Below are 19,813 nucleotides of genomic sequence, written 5' to 3'. Positions count from 1 at the left end.
TGACCTTGATGACCACCGATCCTGCTCGTGTCCGCCTGCGCCGTGCCGCGCTTCCCGCCACCGCGCTGGTGCTGTTCGTGCTGGGGTGGGCCGACCTGGCCCAGCACTACACCGTGGGTGCCGGCCCGGCACTGGTCCTCGCCGCCGCGCGGGCCGCCCCGGTGATGTGGGTGCGCAGCCGCCCGCTGCTCGCATGGGGATTCTCCCTCGCCGCCTGTGTCCTGGCCGCCGCACTCACCCATCCGGTGTCCGCGGCGGAGCCGTGGCCCATGTCGGTGACGGCGCTGGCCACCCAGTTCGTGCTGCTGCTCGTGGGCGGGAGCGTCCTGGGCCGCGCGGTCTCGGCCGCGATGGCCGGGACGCTGGTCGGCGCCGCCGCCGTCCTGCTCGCGGTGCTGCCGGGCCGAGGCGCATGGTCGGGTCTGGTGGCGGTGGGCGTGGCCGCCGCGGTCGCCCTGGCCGGAGCCGAACTGCTGCGGGACCGCGCGGCGACCCGCACGCGGCTCGCCGAGCAGGAGCGGATCAGCGAGGCCGAACGCGTCCGCCGGACTCTTCTGGAGGAGCGGGCCAGGATCGGCCGCGAGCTGCACGATGTGGTGGCCCACCACATGTCGCTGATCGCCGTCCGGGCGGAGACCGCCCCGTACCGGCTGGCGGACTGCCCCGAACCGGTCCGCGAGGAGTTCCGCGCCGTCGGCGACGCCGCCCGCGAGGCCTTGACGGACATGCGCCGGCTGCTGGGCCTCCTGCGCGGCGGGGAAGACGCGGAACGCGCACCCCAGCCGGACGTGTCCGGCATCCCGGCCCTGGTGGCCGCGGCCGGGCCGACCGCCGATTTGACGATGGACGGCGACCTGCGGCAGATCCCGGACACCGTGAGTGTCTGCGCCTATCGCGTCGTGCAGGAGGCGCTGACCAACGCCCGGCGGCACGCCCCGGGGGCGCCGGTGACGGTCGATGTGCGGGTCACCGCCGCCGCGGTGCTCGTCGGCGTCCGCAACGGCCCCGCCGTCACCCCGCGCCCCGAAGCACCCGAGTCCCGTCTTCCCGGGACGGCCGGCGCCCGGCCTGTCGGGCCGGACGGAGGCGGGCATGGTCTGATGGGCATGCGCGAGCGGGTGGCTGCAGTCGGCGGGACCTGTGCCGCCGGGGAGGACCCCGACGGCGGCTTCACCGTGACCGCGGCCCTTCCGCTCTCCGCCCGCGCCTGAACGGCTCACGACCACAAGGGAGATCGGATCCAGGTGGAGACGGATTCCATCAGCGTGCTGATCGTCGACGACCAGGCCATGGTCCGACAGGGTTTCGGCGCACTGCTGGCCGCCCAGCCCGGGATACGCGTCGTGGGCGATGCCGCCGACGGCGCCGCCGCGTTGGAGGCGGCTGCCCGGCTGGAGCCGGATGTGGTCGTCATGGATGTCCGCATGCCGGTCATGGACGGACTGCAGGCCGTGCGCGCCATGCTCGACGGCAACCCCGACCGGCCGCGGGTGCTCATGCTGACCACCTTCGACCTGGACGAGTACGTGTACGAGGCGCTGCGCGCCGGCGCCAGCGGCTTCCTGCTCAAGGACGCGCCCGCGGAGGAACTCGTGCACGCCGTCCGCGTGGTCGCCGCCGGCGACGCGCTCCTCGCGCCGGCGGTCACCCGCCGGCTGATCGCCGACTTCACCGCCCGCCGCCCCGCCGTGCCCGGCACGCCATCCGCGGCCCGGCAAACGGCCGCGCTGACGCCCCGGGAGACCGAGGTTCTGGAGCGGGTCGCCCGAGGACTCGCCAACCGCGAGATCGCCGGGGAACTGGTGGTGGCCGAACAGACCGTCAAGACCCACGTCAGCCGGATCCTCGCCAAGTTGCTTCTGCGGGACCGCGCGCAACTCGTCGCCTTCGCCTACGAATCAGGACTTGTCACCCCCGGTGGATAAATGAACTCTCTTGTCCCCGCGCGCCGTTGCGGAGGGATATCCACGGGGCGCCGATGCCGTCCAGCCCTGCATAAGTGCCGAGGACCCGGGCAGCGGTGAATCAAGATGCCCCTCCGGGAGGAGAAACGTTGATGGACGACGGAAGCACCACCGGAAAGGCCAAAGAGCAGGGGCGGCCCGCGGAACGGGCGGCGGGCAACGCACTTCAGCGTCGCGAGGACGGCGCCACCGAACCGTTCGCGCTCGCCTCGGACCGCGGCCGCACGACCGTCGCGGACAGCGTGGTCGCGAAGATCTCGGGCATCGCGGCGCGGGAGGTGCACGGCGTCCACGACATGGGCGCCGGGGCGTCCCGAGCGCTGGGCGCGGTGCGCCAGCGCATCCCGGGCGCGAAGCGCAACGTCGCCCAGGGCGTCAACGTCGAGGTCGGCGAGAAGCAGTGCGCGGTCGACTTGGACCTGGTCGTGGAATACGGCGTGGAGATCGCCCACTTGGCAAACGAGGTGCGCGGAAACGTCATCGAGTCGCTGGAGCGCATGACGGGCCTGGAGGTCGTCGAGGTGAACATCGCCGTAGACGACGTCCACATCGAACACGACGACAACGCGTCGGCCCGACAGCTCCAGTAGCCACGGGTGAGCCGGGCCGCTCGGCGGCAGGGGCGCTCGGCCGGGAAACCGGCCGAGCGTTCCGCGCGTTGCGGGGCCGGCCGACGGCCGGGGCCCGTAGCGGGGTGCACCCGGCCTAGGCGAGCTGGGTGTAGCGCGCCAGCGCGTCCTTGAAGGCGGACGGGCCGACGTTGAGGGGTGCGGTGAACGGGTCGCGGAGCTGGAAGACGAAGAGGATGCCGAACCCGACCACGGCGCCCGCGAATCCGAGCAGGGCGACGTTGCGCGGGTTGGCGGTCATGCCGACCAGCGGCGGGTAGACGAGCACCAGGATGCCCGCCACGACCATGGCGACGAGGAGCACGTCGGGGGCGACCGAGTCGACGTCGGCGAGGCGGGCGTAGCGTTTGACGTAGAGGTCGTCGAGGGCGGCGGCGGTGGCGTCGTAGGCTTCGCCGCGGCGTTCCTTCGGGATGCCGTTGAACGCCGCCTGCACGGCGTCGAGCCGCCGCCACGCGGTGGGCGACGCCTGGTGCCGGGCCAGGTCGGGCCACTCGACGTCGATGACGGTGCGGGTGTAGTCGGTGATGCGCGCCCGGATCACGTCCCGGTCCTGCGGGGCGAGGTCGCCCGCCCGCGAGTAGACCTTCGCCAGGACGCGGGCCTCGTCGTGCGCATGCCCTCGCACCGTGGACTGGAGCGACCAGCCGCCGACGATGAGGAAGCCGGTGACCAGGATGAACGCCGACAGCACGACACTGCCCGCAAAGCCCACCGCCTGCGGGTTGAACGACCCGTCGCGGCTGCGCTCGCTGCGCCCGAGCCACAAAGCGGCGCCGACCGCCAACGCGGCACCGAACAGGGTGCAGGCGATCCAGAGCAGGGCGATGAGCACTGAGGCCTCCGAAAGGGTCGTGCGGGGCAGGGCGGGATGACCGGACGGCCGACCGGCCGACGGTGGTGGTGGGGCGGGTTCGTCAGCCCTGGCGGTGCGTTCCGCGGCCGCGGCTGTCGGCGCCGCGGCCCAGTGCGGCGAGCGCGGCGGGGACGATGGCGAGGAGCAGGGTGAAGCCGAGCCACGACATGAGATCCCACGGGCCGGCGGTTTCCTCGGGCTCCGGGCGCTTGGCGACCCGCCCCGGCGGGAGGACCTCTTGGACCGGGACGATCGGCAACTCGACGGCGGGCGTGGTCGCTTCGGGAGTCGGCGACGCGGGCGCGCGGGTCGGGGCCTTCGTCGCCGGGGGCGGGGCCGGGGTGCGGCTGGGAGCCGGGGTCGGCTTCGGCTTCGGCGGGGGTGTCGTGGCGGCCCGCGGAGTCGGCGGCGGTTTGGCCGGAGCGCGCGTCGGCGCGAGGTTGACGGTGTTGTTCTGGTTGACGGCACCGGAGCCGTTGCCGGTGTTGCTCTGCTGGATGACCGTGATGCCGGGGCCGGGCATCGCCGTCGGCCTCGCGGCGGGCGAAGGCGGCGGCTTGGGGCGGGAGTTGGCCGCGCCCGAGCAGACGCAGCACCGCGCTTCGCCGAACAGGGGCACCGCGTCGAGGGTGCGGACGACCACGGTCGTGACGTCACACGGCGGCGGCACCGGTAGGGCGAAGAGCGGGAGAACCATGCCCTCAGCGTGCGCGACCAACGGGGTGGCGGGAACGAGTTCGCGGCAAGATACCCCGTTCGTGTCATACGCGGAACGGATCCCCGGTTCGCCGACTCTGGCAACACGGAGAGCAGGGACCCACGTTCACCGGATTTCGGCGTTCTAGTCACACACTTTCGAGTAATTGATCACCCTCGTCCCCACTCCCAGGATGGTTGGCGCCGGCCCGAATTCCCGGGCCCGGCTGTTCAGGGGAGGCATGACTGATGACGGTCGATGCGGGTTACGACATCGAGGCGGACGGCGCCGACGGGCAGCAGAGTCTCGGCACGGCCGCGGCGCGGAACCTTGCGACGACGACCAAGTCCGCACCGCAGATGCAGGGCATCAGCTCGCGCTGGCTGCTGCGGATGCTGCCGTGGGTGCAGGTCGCGGGCGGCACGTACCGGGTCAACCGCCGGCTGACGTACGCCGTCGGCCGCGGTCGGGTGGGTTTCGCGCAGACCGCCGACAACGTCCAGGTGGTGCCGCCGACACTGCGCGAACTCCCGCTGCTGCGCGGCTTCGAGGACGAAGGCGTGCTCGCCGCGCTGGCCGCCCGCTTCACCCAGCGCGAGTTCGCCGCGGGCGACGTGCTGACCGAGGCGGGCGGCCCGGTCGACCAGGTGTTCCTGGTCGCGCACGGCAAGATCAACAAGATGGGCGAGGGCAAGTACGGCGACACGACCGTGCTGGGCGTCTTCGCGGACGGCGACCACTTCGGCGACGAGGCCCTCGTCGACGACGACGCCCGCTGGGCGTACGCGGCAACCGCGGTCACGTCCGGCACCCTCATGGTCCTGCCGCGCGCACAGTTCCAGTCGCTGGTCGACCAGTCTCCCGAACTCCTCGTCCAGATCGCCCAGTTCCTCGCCAGTGCCCAGCAGTCCACGAACAAGCACGGCGAAGCGGCGATCGAGATGTCCGCGGGCCACGAGGGCGAGATCGACCTGCCCGGCACGTTCGTGGACTACGAGCTGTCGCCACGCGAGTACGAGCTGAGCGTCGCGCAGACCGTGCTGCGCATCCACAGCAGGGTCGCGGATCTCTACAACCAGCCGATGAACCAGATCGAGCAGCAGTTGAAGCTCACCATCGAGGCGTTGCGCGAACGCCAGGAGCACGAGCTGGTCAACAACAAGGAGTTCGGCCTCCTGCACAACGCGGACCACGAGCAGCGGATCCACACGCACCACGGTCCGCCGACCCCGGACGACATGGACGAGCTGCTCTGCCGCCGCCGCGACACGTCGCTGTTCCTGGCGCATCCGCGCACCATCGCGGCGTTCGGGCGCGAGTGCAGCCGGCTCGGGCTCTACCCGGCCACCGTCGATCTGCAGGGCAGCCAGGTGCCGGCCTGGCGCGGGGTGCCGGTGCTGCCGTGCAACAAGATCCCCATCACCGACGGGCACACGTCGAGCATCATCGCCATGCGGCTCGGCGAGCACAACCAGGGCGTGATCGGCCTGCACCAGACCGGCCTGCCGGACGAGGTGGAGCCGAGCCTGTCGGTGCGGTTCATGGGGATCAACGAGAAGGCCGTCATCTCCTACCTCGTGAGCGCGTACTACTCGGCGGCGGTGCTGGTGCCGGACGCGATCGGGGTCCTGGAGAACGTCGAGATCGCGCGGCCGCGCGACTAACGGCCGACCGGCCGACATTCGGGGTACGGCCGGGGATGTCCCGGCCGTACCCCCGTACCGCCAGGGGGCGCTGCCTTGAGTTGGTCGGACATTCTCATCATCGTCGGCTCGCTGGTCGGCGTAGCCGCCTGCATCTATGTGGTGCAACGTTTCGTCCCGCATCCGCTGCGTGAACGGCACAACGACGTGGCGGGTTTCATCTTCGCCGCGGTGGGGGTGTTGTATGCGGTACTGCTCGCGTTCGTGGTGATCGCGGTGTGGGAGAACCACGACGCGGCCCGCAAGACGACGTTCCGGGAAGCGGACGAGCTGGCCGGCCTGTACTGGGTGTCGCGGGAACTCCCGCTGCCGCTCGGTGCGGAGCTGGAGCAGCAGACGCTGCAGTACGCACAGACGGTCATGCACCAGGAGTGGCCGCTGATGAAGGACCACAAATCCAGTCCCGCGGCGACGCAGTTGGTGTACAAGCTGCGTGCCGGGGTCATGTCCTACGCGCCGGGCAACGAGCGTGAGGCGGTGCTCTACCACAACGCGGTGGACCACCTGGAGAACCTCGCCTCCGCCCGCCGCGAACGCCTCAACCAAGTCGACGAGGACGTGCCCGCGCTCCTGTGGGTCGCCCTGATCGCCGGCGCCGTGCTCACCGTCGGCTTCACCTTCCTCTTCGGCTTGTCGAACACGCTCTCGCACACCGTCATGGTCCTCATGCTCACGGGACTGGTGGTGGTGTCGCTGGTGGTCATCAAGGAGATGGACTTCCCGTTCGCGGGCGTCACCAAGATCGATCCCACCGCCTTCGAAGTGTTCCTCGACCGCCTGCCACCACCGCGCACGATGTAGTGCCGAAACGCAGGGCGCCCGGTCTCGCCGGGCGCCCTCGCCGCGCGTCCGGCGGGGCACCGACCCGCCTTGCAACCTGACGAGCCGTCACTTACCGTCCGGACAACGGCACGGACGCGCAAGCACCTTGGAGGCACCGATGGCACGGATCGAGATCCCCGACGGCGACGGGCCCGAGGTGATGCGGGCGCTGACCCTGGTGCCGCACTTCGCGGACGCGGTCATGGCGTACGAGACCGCGGTGGCGCGCAGCCGCCTCGACCGCCGGCTGCACGAGCTGGTCCGCATGCGCATCGCGGTGATCAACGAGTGCGTGGTGTGCCTCAACTGGCGCAACGCGGACTGGGGCGCGAGCGAGGAGCAGCTGGCCGCCGTCGCCGACTATGCGGACAGCGACCTGTTCACCCCGGCGGAGAAGGCCGCGCTGGAGTTCGCCGAGCGTTTCGCCACCGACTCCGCCCGGATCGACGACGACCTGCTGGAGCGCCTGACCGGGCATCTGACCGCGCCCGGCGTCGTCGACCTGACCCTGGTCGCCGGGAAGTACCTGGCGCTCGGCCGGTTCATGCAGGTCCTCGGCCTCGATCAGGCGTGCAACATCACCTTCGACGGCAGCGGCGACCTGGTGGTGACCGGCGCGGAGAGCTGAACCGGCCGGAACCGAGCCCGGCAGGACCGCACCGGCCGGGACCGGACCGGCTGGAACCGAACCGGCTGGAACCGAACCGCAGGGAACTGAACCACACCGTTCAGTTTATAATGGGCGCATGGCGCCCACTCCCCCCTCTGGCACATCCGGCTCCACCGGTTCCGGCTCCGCCGAGCGGTCTCCGCACGGAGCCGTCGACGAGTTCGGCATCCCGGTGCTCGCCGAGCCCGTGAACGCGTCTCAGCGCAAGCGGGCCGCGATCATCGCCGCGGCGCTCGCGGTGTTCCTCGACGAGGGCTACACCGCGGCGTCCGTCGACGCGATCGCCGCGAAGGCCGGCGTGTCCAAGCCGACGATCTACAACCACTTCGGCAACAAGGAGCGCCTGTTCCTCGCGGTGATCGCGGGCACCCTGCCCACGTCCTTCGCGCCGCTCGTGGAGCCGCTCGCGGAGCTGCGGGCGACCGACGACGTGGCGGGCGGGTTCCACCGCCTCGGCCTGGCGATGGCCGTCACCGTCACCGACGACGCCGTGCTGCGGCTGCGCCGCCTGGTCATCGGCGAGGTCGACCGGTTCCCGCAGCTGGGGCACCTGTGGCACCGGCTCGGGCCGTCCTGGTTCAACACCGAGATGGCCGCCACGTTCGAATACCTGATCGAGCGCGGCGTCCTGCGGATGGACGACCCCGACCTGGCCTCGCAGCAGCTCACCGCGCTGACCGTTGGCGTCCCGCAGCTGATCCGCACGTTCCAGCCGGACGTCCCGCTGCCCGAGGAGACCGTGCGGCGCATGGTCGAGTCCGGCATCGAGGTGTTCCTGGCCGCGTACGCGGTGCCGGCGTCCTGAACTCCCCTGGCCGCATAATCCCGCCGGTCACGTGATCCGCCGGTCGTGTGCTGTCGGCGGTCAGGTGCCGTCGGCGGGCGGCTTCGGCGGCTCCGACGGCGGGTCCGGGCGTCCCGCGATGGCGTTGATCCACCGCTGCGCCCGGTCCCCCGCGCGCCGTGCCGCGCGGGCTTCCGCCTTGGCGAGTTTGGCGCTGCCGGGCTTGTAGAACCGGCGGGCCCACGGCGAGTGGGGCCGGGCGAGGCGCAGCGCGCCGACGAGCGCGAGGAACGGCACGACGATTCCGGCGACGCCGAGGAAGTACCGCCCCTTGAACACCGCGATGAGGGCGAAGACCAGGGTGATCACGATCGACACCGCCCACCCGCCCCGGCTCTCCCCCTTGTCGGGCGAGAACGGGTTGGAGCCGACGAAGAGGAACAGTCCGAGCCCCGCGGCGTAGACGACGGCGTCGACGGACTGGCGGCCCTCCTGGGTCCAGTACACGTCGTCGAGGTGCAGCCACAGCGCGAATTCGTCGAGGGTGAGCGCGGCGCCGACGGCGAACGCGCAGGCGGTGACGATGTGGCCGACGCCGTGCGGGTCGAGGGTGAAGCCGATCGTCGCGGAGATCATCATCAGGAAGATGCCGGGCACCAGGTGGTGCACGTGCACGCTGCCGACCTCGACGTTGCCGAACGGCCCGCGCCCCGACCGGATCAGGTGCACGACGAGCCGGGTGATGGCGAACGTCGCGATGAACGCGACGAGCATCCACAGCAGGGTGATGCGGGCGTCGTCGGCGGTGATGTGCACGTTCACGAGCGTCTCCCCGGCGGACGGTCACGGGATTTCGGTGCCGGACGGCCGGCCGGGTGGCCGGTCGAGCGACCGGACGGGTGGCCGGACAGCCGGCCGGGGACCAGGCGGTTCAGCCCACGGCCGCGGCCGCGGACATCGCGGCGGCGTCGCCGCGGGCCAGCGCGGCGGTACGGCGGTGCAGCGCGCACGCCCAGTCGCAGGCCGCGTGAGCCTGCCGGACGGTGCTCGCCGGGACGCCGGTCAGGTGTTCGATCTCCCGGATGCCGTGGTCGAGTTGGGTCTTCCAGGCGCCGAACAGCACCATGCCGCTCTGGAACGCGGCGGGTACCGAATAGCCGTACTCCCGCATCAGCACCGCGACCAGCGTCAGGCGCCCGGTCTCGACGGCCTGCCGGTAGCCGGCCAGGTCGGCGTCGACGCCGCTGAGCAGCGCGGCGAGTTCGTGCAGGGGCGCGACGCCGGGCGCGGGCGGCCCGGACGGTCCCCCGAGCCGCGGGTCCAGGCGGTGCAGCGTCGCGTACAGCGGCAGCGGGGTGCGGTCGGCCAGGTTGTCGAGGAACTCGGCGAGCGGCGGCACGGTGTCGGCGGCCCGCCACTCCTGCTCGCGGCGGCAGGCGCCCGCGTGCCGGTCGAGAGCGTCGGCGAGTTCGGGCAGCAGCGCGGCGCCGTCCAGGACGGTGATCCGCTCGTACAGGTCGGTCAGCGCGAAGTGCAGCGCGTCCGCACCGGTGGTGTAGCCGTCGCGCAGGACCCCCACGAGGGAGGCGGTGTAGGCGGGTTCCCAGCCGGACGCCTCGGCGCGTTCGGTGAGCACGCCGAGCCACGCGGCGAACAGGCTCGCGATGCGGAGCGCGCCGAGCGGGGCGTCGTGCAGGGCGTCGGCCACGGGTGCGGTCGGGAAGGTGCGGTCCACGGATCCGCCTTCGGCGGCCGGGTGCAGGCCGACGCGCTGCGCCCACAGGCGGGTCTCGATGGCCGCGGCCGCGGCGTCGGGGTGCGCGGGCGGCCGCCCGCAGCGCACGTCCGCGTGGGCGACGGCTTCGGCGACGAGGGAGGCGATGTCGCCGCGGGGCACCGCTAGCACCCCGCCCGGCGCGGCACGGCCTGCACGGTCTTGGGCCAGGTCATGCGCTTGGCTGTCCCACCCGGCCCGGGAAACCAAACGGGCGCGCGGCCGGATCCACCCGGCCGGCGCAACGGGGGCACCGGGTACGAGCGCCCGCCCCGATCAGCCCGATCAGCCCGATCAGTCCGGTCCCCGGTCGGTCCGGACCCGGGTCAGCCCTGCCGCAGGGTGTCGAGGGCCGCGGCGACGGCACGCGCCGGGCCGTCGTCCCGGCCGAGCAGCGCGTCGGAGAGTTCCACCGCGCGGGTGACGGCGGCCACCGGAAGTCCGGCGTACAGATGGGGGAACTCCGCGCCGCCGCGCGACACCTCCCAGCGCAGGGCCGGGCCGAGTGCCGCGGGGTCGACCACGAGGAGGGTCAGGCCGGTCCGTCCGGCGAAATGCCGGCGTGCGGTCTCCTCGACCTGGGCGGCCGTGGAGAAGTGGATGAACCCGTCCCGCGCGTCCACCTCGGACCCCGCGAACACGCCTGCGGTTTGGGCGGATTCCCACTCTTCCGCGGGCAGGAGCTTGTAGATCGCGGCAGGGTCCATGAGGGGAGCCTAACGGCGTAGGGTTCCGCTCATGGCATTGGACCCGGCGGAGATCGAGCGGCACGTGGCCCGGCTCGGTGCGGCGAAGTATCTGCTCCTGACCACCTACCGCAAGGACGGCAGCCCGGTGCCCACCCCCGTCTGGGTGGCCCGCGACGGTGCGTCGCTCGTCGTGTGGACGGTGACCGGCACGGCCAAGGTGCGGCGGCTGCGCAACGACCCGCGGGTCGAACTCGCCGAATGCACGTTCAAGGGCGCCCCGCTGTCGTCCGGCGTCGCGGGCACCGGCCGCGTCCTCGACGACGCGGGAGGCGAACGCGTGCGCCGCCTCATCAAGAAGAAGTACGGCCTGACCGGCTGGCTGACCGTGCAGGCCAGCGTGCTGCGCCGCGGCCGGACGGGCACCGTCGGCCTGGAGCTGACCCCGACCGGCTGACCCGCCGGCCGGGGCCGTCCCGCGGCACGCTCCGATGCGCCGGGTCAGCCGAGTTCTTCGCGGATCCCGGCCGCGAACGCGTCGATGTCCGCCTCGGTGGTGTCGAACGACGTCATCCAGCGGACCTCGCCGGTGTGCTCGTTCCACGTGTAGAACCGGAACCGCTTCTGCAGCCGCTCGGTCGCCTCGCGCGGCAGCACCGCGAAGACCGCGTTCGACTGCACCGGCCGGGTGATCTCCAGGCCCGGGACGCCGCGCACCGCGTCCGCCAGCCGCGTCGCCATCGCGTTGGCGTGCCCGGCGTTGCGCAGCCACAGGTCGCCCGCCAGCAGCGCCTCGAACTGCACGGACAGGAACCGCATCTTCGAGGTGAGCTGCATGGACAGCTTGCGCAGGTAGTCGATGCCTTTGACCGCGTCCGGGTTCAGCACGACGACGGCTTCGCCGAACATCAGGCCGTTCTTGGTGCCGCCGAACGACAGCACGTCCACGCCCGCGTCGGTGGTCAGCGCGCGCAGCGGCACGCCGAGCGTCGCCGCCGCGTTGGCCAGCCGCGCACCGTCCAGGTGCACGAGCATGCCGCGGTCGTGGGCGTGCCGACAGATCTCGGCGATCTCCTCGGGCGTGTAGACGGTGCCGAGTTCGGTGCTTTCCGCGAGGGACACGACGCGCGGCTGGGCGCGGTGCTGGTCGCCCCAGCCCCACGCCTGGAGGTCGACCAGTTCGGAGGTGAGCTTGCCGTCGGGGGTCGGGACGGGCAGCAGCTTGAGCCCGCCGACCTTCTCGGGGGCGCCGCACTCGTCGACGTGGATGTGCGCGGTGTCCGCGCAGATCACCGATTCCCACCGGTCGGTGACGGCCTGCAGCGCGACGACGTTGGCGCCGGTGCCGTTGAAGACCGGGTAGACGTGCGCGGTGGGGCCGAAGTGCGCGCGGAAGACGTCCTGGAGGTGCGCGGTGTAGGCGTCCTCGCCGTAGGACACCTGGTGGCCGCCGTTCGCCAGCGCGACGGCGGTGAGGACCTCCGGGTGCACGCCGGCGTAGTTGTCGCTGGCGAAGCCGCGGACGCCCGGGTCGTGGTGGCGTACCGCGGACGTCGCCGGTATGGGGGTGTACTCCGGGCCGCGGTTCTGGTCCTCCTCGGCGGCGGTGCGGGTGGAGGTTGCCGGGGTCTCCGGGGTTACTGCGTCAGGCACAGGCGCTTTCCGTTCACGTCGTCGTTGGGGCGGTCCCACAGGGCGGCGATTTCCTCGGCGAGGTCGGCCACATCGGTGTAGCCGGGGAACTTGGCGTCGGGCTTCTCGGCACGCAGCGCGTCCCACACGAGGGCCTTGACCACCAGGATCGCGGCCGCGGGGCCGTCGGAATCCACCGCGTCCCCATCTTCGCGCGGCGTCCCGACGGTGCGGGCCTTGCGGAACGAATCGGCCATCGCGAGCGTCCACGCCTCGGCCGCGGCCTTCGCCGCCGCGTAGCCGGCGTTGCCCGCGGTGGGCTTGCCGGCCGCGGTCGCGGAGATCAGCACGAACCGGCCGTGCGGGGCACGCGCGAGCGCGTCGTGGAAGGCCAGCGAGGTGTTCTGCACGGTGCGGATGAGCAGCTTGTGCAGGAAGTCCCAGTCCTCGAGCGTGTTGTCGGCGAAGACCTTGCCGCCGCGCCAGCCGCCGACCAGGTGCACGAGGCCGTCGATCCGGCCGTGCCGCCGTTCGACCTCCTCGGCCCACCGGCGGGTGTCCGCGGGGTCGGTCAGGTCGACGAGTTTGCCGTAGGCGCGGGCGTCGGCGGCGAGCGCGACGGACGCGTCGAGCCGGTCCTGGTTCGCGTCCGCCGCTTCGACGATCGCGCCCGCCTTCGTCAGCCGCGCCACGGCGGCCTGACCGGCGGGGCCGCCCGCGCCGGCGACGGCGATCACCGAGCCTTCGGGGAGGAGACGGACGTCGGGAGCGGCCGGGAATTCGGAAGTCATACCGTTCTCTCTCGGTTCTCGTGCGGCACGTCTTGAGTTCGGTGCGTGCCGGGTCACGCCGCGGCGTCGCCGACGATGCCGCGGGTCGAGGCGATCACCGACGCGAGCCGGCGCTTGAGGCCTTCGTAGAACATGCTCAGCGGGAACTCGTCGGGCAGCACCGCGTCGACGAGGCCCTTGGGCGGGCCGTCCAGCGGCAGCGCGTCGGGGCCCTTGGCCCACACCGACGCCGGATGCGCGGGCACGTAGGCGGTGACCAGGTCGTACGCGGCGATCCAGTGCGCCACCTTCGACCGGTCCACGCCCTGCCGGTACAGCTCGTCGACCTCGGCGCCGAGTGCGATCACCGTCTGCGTGGCCTTCGGCCAGTCCACTGTGAGCTTGTTGTCGTGCCACTCCACCGCACCCGCCTTGTGCAGGTACGCGAACAGCAGCTGCCCGCCGAGCCCGTCGTAGTTGCGCACCCGCCCGCCGGTGACCGGGAAGCGGAACAACCGGTCGGCCAACACCGCGAATTGCACGTGCCGGGCCGCGGCCACGCCCTGCTTCTCCAGGTCGACGGCCTCGCGGAACGCGGTGAGGTCGCAGCGCAGCTCTTCCAGCGCGTACATCCAGAACGGCTGCCGCTGCTTGATCATGAAGGGGTCGAACGGCAGGTGGCCGCGGGAGTGCGTGCGGTCGTGGATCAGGTCCCACAGCACGAACGCGTCCTGCGCGAGTGCCTGGTCGCCGATCAGCTCCTGCGCGTAGCCGGGCAGCTCCAGGCCCAGGCTGTCGGCAGCGGCGGCGGTGACCCGGCGGAAGCGCGCTGCCTCGCGGTCGCAGAAGATCCCGCCCCAGGTGAACCGCGGCACCTCGCGCACCGCGACGGTCTCCGGGAAGAGCACCGCCGAGTCGGTGTCGTAGCCGTCGGTGAAGTCCTCGAACGCGATCGGCACGAACATCGGGTTGTCGTACCGCTCGGCTTCCAGGGCGGCCAGCCACTCGGGCCAGACCACGCGTACCAGCACGGCCTCGACGTTGCGCGCCGGGTTGCCGTTCTGCGTGTACATCGGGAACACCACCAAGTGCTCCAGCCCGTCGCGGCGGGCCCGCTCGGGGCGGAAGGCGAGCAGCGCGTCGAGGAAGTCCGGCACGCCGAACCCGCCGTCGGCCCACCCGCCGAAGTCGCGCACCACGGCGTCGAGGTAGTCCCGGTCGTGCGGGAGCAGCTCGGCAAGCTCGCCGATCGCCGCGGTGATGTCCGCGACCAGGGCGCGCGCGGTGTCCGGATCCTGCGCCGCGGTGTCGAGCGAACCGTCCTCCGACTGCATCGTGCGCAGTTCGGCGACGGCCGCTTTGAGCTTCGGCCACGCCGGGTGGGCGGCGGCCGGCGGCGACTCGGTGGTGTGCGCCCGCGTGGGCCGCAGCGTCGTAGGTGTGACCATGACCCCTCGCAAGGAAACCGACAGATTCTCGTTAGGGAATCATAAATCCGGAGAATCTTCGGTTTCAAGTGGGCTTGACGACGATTCTTGCTGTCTCATCGGCTGTTGACCGACAAAACCACGCCACACGCTCCGGCCTTTCCGGAGCGTGCGCGGTCTGCTTCTCCCAGTGAACGTCCCCCGGCGGCGGCGCGCCCGCGCTAGGCACCCGTCGGAGCGAACAGCCCCGACGCGGTCACCGGCCGCAGGCCTTGGGCGCGCAATCCCGCCAAGATCTCCGGCAGCGCGGTGATGGTGCCCTCGTGCCCGCAGTGCAGGCTCACCACGTCCCCGGCCCGCACGTGGCCGAGCACGTTCCGGGTCACGGCCGCCGCGCCGGGGTCGGTGTGGTCGAGCGAGTCCAGGCTGTACGACAGCACCGTCGGGTACCCCACACGCGCGGCCTGGGCCTTGATGACGTCGTCCGCGTACTGCGTCTGGGACGGCCGGAACCACCGCCCGATCGACCCGGTGAGCGCCGACAGCCGGGTCGCGCACCCCTCGATCTCCCGGTAGACCTCCGCCTCGCCCATCGCCGGCATGTCGAGGTGGTTCTCGCTGTGGTTCCCCAGCTCGTGCCCGCCGTCCAGCACCCGCCGCGCCATCGCCGGGTGCTGCCCCAGCCATGCCCCCACCGCCAGCACGGTGACCTTCGCGCCGCCCTGCTCGGCGGCACCCAGCAGCCGCTCGACCTGGCCCGGCTCCCCCTGGCCGTGGAACGTCAGCGCCACCTCGGCGCGCCCGGTCGCCGCCCGGCCCACTTCCGCCGGCAGCCGCACGGGCGCCGCCGCCGACGCGCTCGGGGCCGCACCGGACGGCGCCGCGGCACTCCCCGCGGTCGGCGATCCGCCGGCCGCCGGACTCTTGTCACCCCCGTCCCCGCACCCGGTCGCCACAACCCCGGCCGCCACCCCGGCGGCTCCCTTCAGAACACTGCGCCGATCAAGCTCCATGCGGGGACGCTATGGGCCTTGCGGGCAGCGGTCGGGGCAGACACGCATGGAGGCTCGGGAAACCACCCGCGCCATCGACGGCGGCCGACCCGGCGGCGCGGCCGGACCCCGGGTCGCAGCCGGACCGCGGGCCGCGCGCACGCGAATCCCTGTCCCGCACGCCCGGAATCCGACACCCTCTCGTCATGAGGAAAATCAGTGCCGCCGCCGGCAGTTCCCTCTTTTTCGCGGTGGCACCCGGTGTGGTGGCGGGCGTGGTGCCGTGGGCGTTGACCGGTTGGCGTGCCGGTCACGCGGACGGGGCGTGGTGGTTGGTGCGCGGACCTGCGGCGGTGATGCCGGCGGCGGCCGGGGCGGTGCTCGTGCACGCGTTCGGCCGGTTCGTCGCCGACGGGTCGGGCACCCCGGCGCCGGTGGCGCCCACCGCGCACTTGGTCGTCGGCGGGCTGTACCGCTACGTCCGCAATCCGATGTATCTCGCCGTCGTCGCGGTGGTCGTCGGCCAAGCGGCTCTGCTGTGGAGACCGGTACTGCTCGGCTACGCCGCGGGGTTGTGCGTGCTTTTCGCGGCGTTCGTGCGCGGATACGAAGAGCGCACGTTGTCCCGGCAGTTCGGTGCCGAGTACGACGAGTACAAGGCAAGCGTGCCGGCGTGGCTGCCTCGGCGCCCCGCAGCAAAACCATGACAATTGCGGCCGTAGGCACAGGTTTTGCCGACATCAAGCGTGCGGCACGGGCGTTCGTGTCGGCGCAGGGGCATCCGCCGCTCAGCGGGCGGGTGGTGATGATCCGTAGGATCCTCCCCCGTGACGACATCATGGAAACGACGGATCGCGGCGGGCCTGGGCACTCTGCTCGTGGTCGCGGCGCTCGGCGGGGCCACTCCGGCCATAGCCGACCCCGACAACGGGGACGCGCCGCCGCCGAAGGTGGACCTGGTACTGGACCTCAGCGGGTCCATGAACAAGAACGACGCCGGCGGGCAGACGCGGATCGACGCGGCCAAGAAGGCGTTCAACGAGATCCTGGACGCGCTGCCGAACGAGGCGCTGGTCGGTCTGCGGGTGCTCGGCCAAGGCAACCCGGGGAACAACCAGCAGGCCGGCTGCCAGGAGACCCAGCAGCTCGCGCCGGTCGGAAAGCCGGACAAGGGCGCGATGAAGGTCGCGGTCGCGGCGCAGCGTCCGACGACCGGCTACACGCCGATCGGCCTGACGCTGCGCAAGGCCGCCGAGGACCTCGGCAACGACAAGGGCAGCCGCCGCATCATCCTCATCACGGACGGCGAGGACTCCTGCGCACCGCCGGACCCGTGCCAGGTCGCGCGTGAACTCGCCGCGCAGGGCCTGAACCTGGTCATCGACACGCTCGGCCTGGTGCCGGACGACAAGACGCGCGAGCAGCTGTCGTGCATCGCGGGCGCGACCGGCGGGACCTACACGTCGGCCAACAACGCCTCCGAACTCTCGCAGCGCGTCCAGCAGTTGGTGCAGCGCGCGGTGGTGACCGCGGCCGAGGTGACGACGCCGACGCCGGTGCACGGCAGCCCGAACGGCTGCGCGGACGCGCCGCTGCTGGGCCCGGGCGTCTACAACGACCGCGAGGAGTTCGAGCAGCACCTCTGGTACAAGGTGCCGCAGTTGCCCGGTCAGGAGCTGCGCGCGTCGGCGACGGTCGGCCTCGACCGCGCGGTGGCGCGCGACTACGACGTGACGATCACCGCCGTAACCGACGACGGCCGGGACCTGGCGCGCTACACGGACGCGGGCAGCGGCCGGATGGACCTCCAGTCCGCGGGCCTGCGCTATTCGCTGCCGAAGCACGGCGACGACACCCCGGACGCGAAGGACGCGAAGATCACCTGCCTGATGGTGAGCACCGCGTTCAACGTCCCGGCGGGCGGGGTCGCGAAGACCCCGGGCATGCCGGTCGAGCTTCTGGTCGACCTGGTGGCGGCGTCGGACGCGCAGGCGTCGGACACGCACGGGCTCGGGCGCGGCTGGATCTTCCTGGGCGTGCTGGCGGGCGTGGGCCTGCTCAGCGGTCTGCTGTTCGGCTGGATCGTCCGCTTCTTCGCGGGCATGCGGAGGGCTGTGTGATGCGCTCGTTCACGCGTACGCTCCGACGGGCCGCCGTGGCGGCCGCGGCACTGACGCTGGCGGCGACGCCGGCGATGGCGGCGTCCTCGACGGACTCCTCTTCGGGTTCGTCCGGTTCGGGCAAGGGCGCGGCTCCGGGGACGTCGTTCCTCACCGCGGGCAAGGCCGAGATGGACTCGACGTCGACCGCGACCGCGTCGACCGGCGAGTACATGTACTGGTCGTTCCCGGCGCTGTCGGGCCAGGACGTCACCGCGACGGTGACGCTGAAGTTCCCGACGCAGCGCTCCGCCGCGTCGACGTGGCGGGTCGACGTGTTCGACGGCATACGCCGCCACCAGCCGTGCGCGACCGGCCATCCGCAGAACGCGGCGGCGCCGGCCGCGACCGAGGTGAAGCTGGACTGCGGGCCGCGGACGGTCCGGCCGTGGTCGGAGGCGTGGGCGTCCGACCCGCTGCCGGGCACGTACTACGTGCGGGTCGCGGCGACGGACCTGTCGCAGAAGGACGTCGGCCTCAAGGTCGACGTGACGCTCGAACTGTCCGCGGAGGGCGGCGGCGACATCGGCCCCGACGCCGGGCAGGACGACGCGCTCAAGGCGCCGCTGGTGCCGATCACGCGCGGCGGGCAGGTGCTGCAGCCGGGCCAGGTCGCGGACACCCGCAAGGTGACCATGGACGGGTTCGACAACGGCGACGACCGCTGGCTGTCCGGCACCACCGGCCGGTGGGTCTGGACGGTCGGCTCGGGCATCGCCGCGATGCTGCTGGGCGTCGGCGGCTACATGTTCGCCCGGCATCCGCGCCGCTGGTTCCGCTGATCACGTACTGATCGGCACCGGTCCGGGCCGATGCACGCAACACCCGCGGGTGGGGAGCCGATTCCGGTTCCCCACCCGCGGTGCTTCCCCCCTCCGGGTGTCACGTGTCGTCGTCGATGCCCGCGAGTCGCGCGAACTCCAGGAACGTCCGCGCCGGGCCCGAGGGTTCGGCCGAGGCGTGGACGAGCGCGACGGAGCGCACCAGCGGCGGGCTGAACGACCGGATGGCGGCGGACTCCCCGAACACCGCTTCGGCGATGGTGCGGTACCAGAGCATCGAGCCTTCGCCGTTGAGCACGGACGCGATCCAGTGCACCCGGTCGTCGCTCTCCACCGCGGGCACCGGCCGCACCCACAGCGCGGCGAACATCGCCTCCATCTCGCAGCGGCGTCCGCTGCCGCGCGTCGGCAAGGCGAGCCTGATCCCGTCCAGGGCGTCCAGCGGCAGCGGGTCGGGCAGGTCTTCGGACGGCGGCGACACCAGGACGACTTCGTGGTCGGCCACGGGGTGCGCGCGCAGGTCGTCGGGCACCGGCACGTCGACCAGGCCGAGGGCGGCGTCGCCGGTGCGGACCGCGTCGAACACGCCTTCGCGGTCGCCGCAGCGCGCGACGTCGACGGCGACCTCGGGGGCCAGGTCCTCGAAGGCGGGGATGACGCGGCCGGTCAGGTCGACGGCGAGCGTGGGGGTGGTGGCGACGCGGACGCCGTGGGTGCGGGCGGCGACGGCGGCGCGGCCGACGTCCTCGATGGCGCCCACGGTCTCCAGGACGGTCCGGGCGAGGCGGACGACGCGCTTGCCTTCGCCGCTGAGCCGCACGGTGCGGCCGTCGCGGACCAGGAGTTCGGCGCCGAGTTCGTGCTCCAGGGCCTTGAGTGCGCGGGACAGCGCGGACTGCGCGACGTACAGGGCTTCGGCGGCGGCGGTCATGGTGCCGTGGTCGGCGATGGCGACGAGATAGCGCAGCTGCTGCAGAGTCACGCCCGCAGATTAACCCGCCGGGGCCCACGGAGAACCGTTTTCCGGGAATTCCCGTCTCCTTTACCGGATGCTCGGGTGGGGTTCGCCGAGCCGTCCCACCTGCGCGGATTCGGTGCGCCGCGGGGAAACCCCGGCGGGCCCGGCAGTCCTTTTCGGCAACGAACGATGCCCGGAATGCATAGATCGCGGGCCGCACGCCGCGACTGCTGTGCGGTACGGCGCTCCGCAACCGGAACGGTTACATACGCATGCGTATGGTCCGGGCCGCATTCCGCCAGCTCAGCGTACGTTTCCGCACCTTATCGGCCTCGTCACCGGCGAGCCGGGTCAGGTGGGGCGCGGCGCCGGGGGGCCACCGGCCCCGCGGTCGGCCGACGTCTCCCCAGGCCTGCAATGCGCCTTGACACCCCTCGGCGGCCCCCGCACGATACTGCGAGCCCGACCGGGACAGGCAATTCCGTTTTTCCGCCGACCCCGGGAAGGC

At 72.3% G+C, this 19,813-nt stretch carries 21 protein-coding genes; 11 read left to right on the top strand and 10 right to left on the bottom strand.

From position 1 onward, the window contains the following. Positions 1-8 precede the first annotated feature (8 nt). From ABEA93_RS16845 to ABEA93_RS16835, 3 genes are all read left to right on the top strand, one after another. Positions 9-1,211: a sensor histidine kinase gene (locus tag ABEA93_RS16845; protein WP_345676376.1), complete on the top strand. Its 1,203-nt coding sequence runs from the start codon at positions 9-11 to the stop codon at positions 1,209-1,211. A 33-nt stretch (positions 1,212-1,244) separates the two neighbouring features. Further along, a complete protein-coding gene (locus ABEA93_RS16840; RefSeq protein WP_345676375.1) occupies positions 1,245-1,925 on the top strand; it encodes a response regulator in 681 nt (226 codons plus the stop codon). A gap of 131 nt (positions 1,926-2,056) precedes the next feature. Then, positions 2,057-2,554, top strand: coding sequence for an Asp23/Gls24 family envelope stress response protein (locus ABEA93_RS16835; protein WP_345676374.1), 498 nt, complete (start codon positions 2,057-2,059; stop codon positions 2,552-2,554). 115 nt (positions 2,555-2,669) lie between these two features. Here the strand turns inward: ABEA93_RS16835 and ABEA93_RS16830 are convergent, their stop codons facing one another. Together ABEA93_RS16830 and ABEA93_RS16825 are read right to left on the bottom strand one after the other, a co-directional pair. Further along, positions 2,670-3,428: a bestrophin-like domain gene (locus tag ABEA93_RS16830; protein ID WP_345676373.1), complete on the bottom strand. Its 759-nt coding sequence runs from the start codon at positions 3,426-3,428 to the stop codon at positions 2,670-2,672. Positions 3,429-3,510: 82 nt separating this feature from the next. Continuing rightward, on the bottom strand, positions 3,511-4,146 hold the full coding sequence (locus ABEA93_RS16825; RefSeq protein WP_345676372.1) for a hypothetical protein: 636 nt from the start codon (positions 4,144-4,146) through the stop codon (positions 3,511-3,513). Positions 4,147-4,394: 248 nt separating this feature from the next. On the opposite strand from ABEA93_RS16825, the gene ABEA93_RS16820 reads away from it, so the two are divergent. From ABEA93_RS16820 to ABEA93_RS16805, 4 genes are all read left to right on the top strand, one after another. Further along, positions 4,395-5,810 (top strand): family 2B encapsulin nanocompartment shell protein, encoded by a 1,416-nt coding sequence (locus ABEA93_RS16820; RefSeq protein ID WP_345676371.1) that lies wholly within the window; start codon positions 4,395-4,397, stop codon positions 5,808-5,810. A gap of 75 nt (positions 5,811-5,885) precedes the next feature. After that, the gene (locus tag ABEA93_RS16815; protein ID WP_345676370.1) at positions 5,886-6,650 is read left to right on the top strand and encodes a bestrophin-like domain; all 765 of its coding nucleotides are present in this window, start codon (positions 5,886-5,888) and stop codon (positions 6,648-6,650) included. A gap of 139 nt (positions 6,651-6,789) precedes the next feature. Beyond that, the gene (locus tag ABEA93_RS16810; RefSeq protein WP_345676369.1) at positions 6,790-7,299 is read left to right on the top strand and encodes a carboxymuconolactone decarboxylase family protein; all 510 of its coding nucleotides are present in this window, start codon (positions 6,790-6,792) and stop codon (positions 7,297-7,299) included. Positions 7,300-7,417: 118 nt separating this feature from the next. Then, entirely contained in the window at positions 7,418-8,146 is a 729-nt protein-coding gene (locus ABEA93_RS16805; protein WP_345676368.1) for a TetR/AcrR family transcriptional regulator, read from the top strand. Between the two features lie 60 nt (positions 8,147-8,206). Here the strand turns inward: ABEA93_RS16805 and ABEA93_RS16800 are convergent, their stop codons facing one another. The 3 genes from ABEA93_RS16800 to ABEA93_RS16790 form a co-directional block, all read right to left on the bottom strand. Then, the gene (locus tag ABEA93_RS16800; RefSeq protein ID WP_345676367.1) at positions 8,207-8,947 is read right to left on the bottom strand and encodes a hypothetical protein; all 741 of its coding nucleotides are present in this window, start codon (positions 8,945-8,947) and stop codon (positions 8,207-8,209) included. Between the two features lie 109 nt (positions 8,948-9,056). Next, positions 9,057-10,022: a terpene synthase family protein gene (locus ABEA93_RS16795; RefSeq protein ID WP_345676366.1), complete on the bottom strand. Its 966-nt coding sequence runs from the start codon at positions 10,020-10,022 to the stop codon at positions 9,057-9,059. A gap of 203 nt (positions 10,023-10,225) precedes the next feature. Next, positions 10,226-10,606 (bottom strand): DUF952 domain-containing protein, encoded by a 381-nt coding sequence (locus ABEA93_RS16790; protein WP_345676365.1) that lies wholly within the window; start codon positions 10,604-10,606, stop codon positions 10,226-10,228. A gap of 31 nt (positions 10,607-10,637) precedes the next feature. Here ABEA93_RS16790 and ABEA93_RS16785 point away from each other — a divergent pair, with 31 nt between their 5' ends. Then, positions 10,638-11,042 (top strand): PPOX class F420-dependent oxidoreductase, encoded by a 405-nt coding sequence (locus ABEA93_RS16785; RefSeq protein ID WP_345676364.1) that lies wholly within the window; start codon positions 10,638-10,640, stop codon positions 11,040-11,042. A gap of 44 nt (positions 11,043-11,086) precedes the next feature. Here ABEA93_RS16785 and ABEA93_RS16780 read toward each other — a convergent pair whose 3' ends face one another. The 4 genes from ABEA93_RS16780 to ABEA93_RS16765 form a co-directional block, all read right to left on the bottom strand. Then, positions 11,087-12,148 carry a threonine aldolase family protein gene (locus tag ABEA93_RS16780; RefSeq protein ID WP_345676537.1) on the bottom strand — a complete coding sequence of 354 codons (1,062 nt, stop codon included), beginning with the start codon at positions 12,146-12,148 and terminating at the stop codon, positions 11,087-11,089. A gap of 74 nt (positions 12,149-12,222) precedes the next feature. Continuing rightward, positions 12,223-13,008 (bottom strand): SDR family NAD(P)-dependent oxidoreductase, encoded by a 786-nt coding sequence (locus ABEA93_RS16775; RefSeq protein WP_345676363.1) that lies wholly within the window; start codon positions 13,006-13,008, stop codon positions 12,223-12,225. 53 nt (positions 13,009-13,061) lie between these two features. After that, complete coding sequence (locus tag ABEA93_RS16770; RefSeq protein WP_345676362.1) at positions 13,062-14,435, bottom strand: DUF6421 family protein; 1,374 nt, start codon at positions 14,433-14,435, stop codon at positions 13,062-13,064. 200 nt (positions 14,436-14,635) lie between these two features. Further along, a complete protein-coding gene (locus ABEA93_RS16765; RefSeq protein WP_345676361.1) occupies positions 14,636-15,427 on the bottom strand; it encodes a polysaccharide deacetylase family protein in 792 nt (263 codons plus the stop codon). 185 nt (positions 15,428-15,612) lie between these two features. Here ABEA93_RS16765 and ABEA93_RS16760 point away from each other — a divergent pair, with 185 nt between their 5' ends. The 3 genes from ABEA93_RS16760 to ABEA93_RS16750 all read left to right on the top strand — a co-directional run bounded on the left by ABEA93_RS16760 (position 15,613) and on the right by ABEA93_RS16750 (position 18,347). Then, positions 15,613-16,113, top strand: a complete 501-nt coding sequence (locus ABEA93_RS16760; protein WP_345676360.1) for a methyltransferase family protein — start codon at positions 15,613-15,615, stop codon at positions 16,111-16,113. Positions 16,114-16,233: 120 nt separating this feature from the next. Beyond that, complete coding sequence (locus ABEA93_RS16755; protein WP_345676359.1) at positions 16,234-17,526, top strand: VWA domain-containing protein; 1,293 nt, start codon at positions 16,234-16,236, stop codon at positions 17,524-17,526. Next, on the top strand, positions 17,523-18,347 hold the full coding sequence (locus ABEA93_RS16750; RefSeq protein ID WP_345676358.1) for a hypothetical protein: 825 nt from the start codon (positions 17,523-17,525) through the stop codon (positions 18,345-18,347). Before ABEA93_RS16755 ends, ABEA93_RS16750 begins: the two co-directional genes overlap by 4 nt. Positions 18,348-18,447: 100 nt before the next feature. Here ABEA93_RS16750 and ABEA93_RS16745 read toward each other — a convergent pair whose 3' ends face one another. After that, entirely contained in the window at positions 18,448-19,329 is an 882-nt protein-coding gene (locus tag ABEA93_RS16745; protein ID WP_345676357.1) for a LysR family transcriptional regulator, read from the bottom strand. Positions 19,330-19,813: the final 484 nt, after the last annotated feature.

Origin of the sequence: Yinghuangia aomiensis (assembly GCF_039542225.1) — a bacterium.
Classification (GTDB): Bacteria; Actinomycetota; Actinomycetes; order Streptomycetales; family Streptomycetaceae; genus Yinghuangia; species Yinghuangia aomiensis.
The sequence above is the reverse complement of the archived record's forward strand: the minus strand, read 5'-3'. Positions and strand labels throughout refer to the sequence as shown.

Bases quoted from the DNA above. Each gene is read 5' to 3' on its own strand.
- ABEA93_RS16845 (WP_345676376.1), top strand. From the start codon at position 9: ATGACCACCGATCCTGCTCGTGTCCGCCTGCGCCGTGCCGCGCTTCCC.
- ABEA93_RS16835 (WP_345676374.1), top strand. From the start codon at position 2,057: ATGGACGACGGAAGCACCACCGGAAAGGCCAAAGAGCAGGGGCGGCCC.
- ABEA93_RS16825 (WP_345676372.1), bottom strand. From the start codon at position 4,146: ATGGTTCTCCCGCTCTTCGCCCTACCGGTGCCGCCGCCGTGTGACGTC.
- ABEA93_RS16820 (WP_345676371.1), top strand. From the start codon at position 4,395: ATGACGGTCGATGCGGGTTACGACATCGAGGCGGACGGCGCCGACGGG.
- ABEA93_RS16810 (WP_345676369.1), top strand. From the start codon at position 6,790: ATGGCACGGATCGAGATCCCCGACGGCGACGGGCCCGAGGTGATGCGG.
- ABEA93_RS16805 (WP_345676368.1), top strand. From the start codon at position 7,418: ATGGCGCCCACTCCCCCCTCTGGCACATCCGGCTCCACCGGTTCCGGC.
- ABEA93_RS16790 (WP_345676365.1), bottom strand. From the start codon at position 10,606: ATGGACCCTGCCGCGATCTACAAGCTCCTGCCCGCGGAAGAGTGGGAA.
- ABEA93_RS16785 (WP_345676364.1), top strand. From the start codon at position 10,638: ATGGCATTGGACCCGGCGGAGATCGAGCGGCACGTGGCCCGGCTCGGT.
- ABEA93_RS16775 (WP_345676363.1), bottom strand. From the start codon at position 13,008: ATGACTTCCGAATTCCCGGCCGCTCCCGACGTCCGTCTCCTCCCCGAA.
- ABEA93_RS16770 (WP_345676362.1), bottom strand. From the start codon at position 14,435: ATGGTCACACCTACGACGCTGCGGCCCACGCGGGCGCACACCACCGAG.
- ABEA93_RS16765 (WP_345676361.1), bottom strand. From the start codon at position 15,427: ATGGAGCTTGATCGGCGCAGTGTTCTGAAGGGAGCCGCCGGGGTGGCG.
- ABEA93_RS16760 (WP_345676360.1), top strand. From the start codon at position 15,613: ATGAGGAAAATCAGTGCCGCCGCCGGCAGTTCCCTCTTTTTCGCGGTG.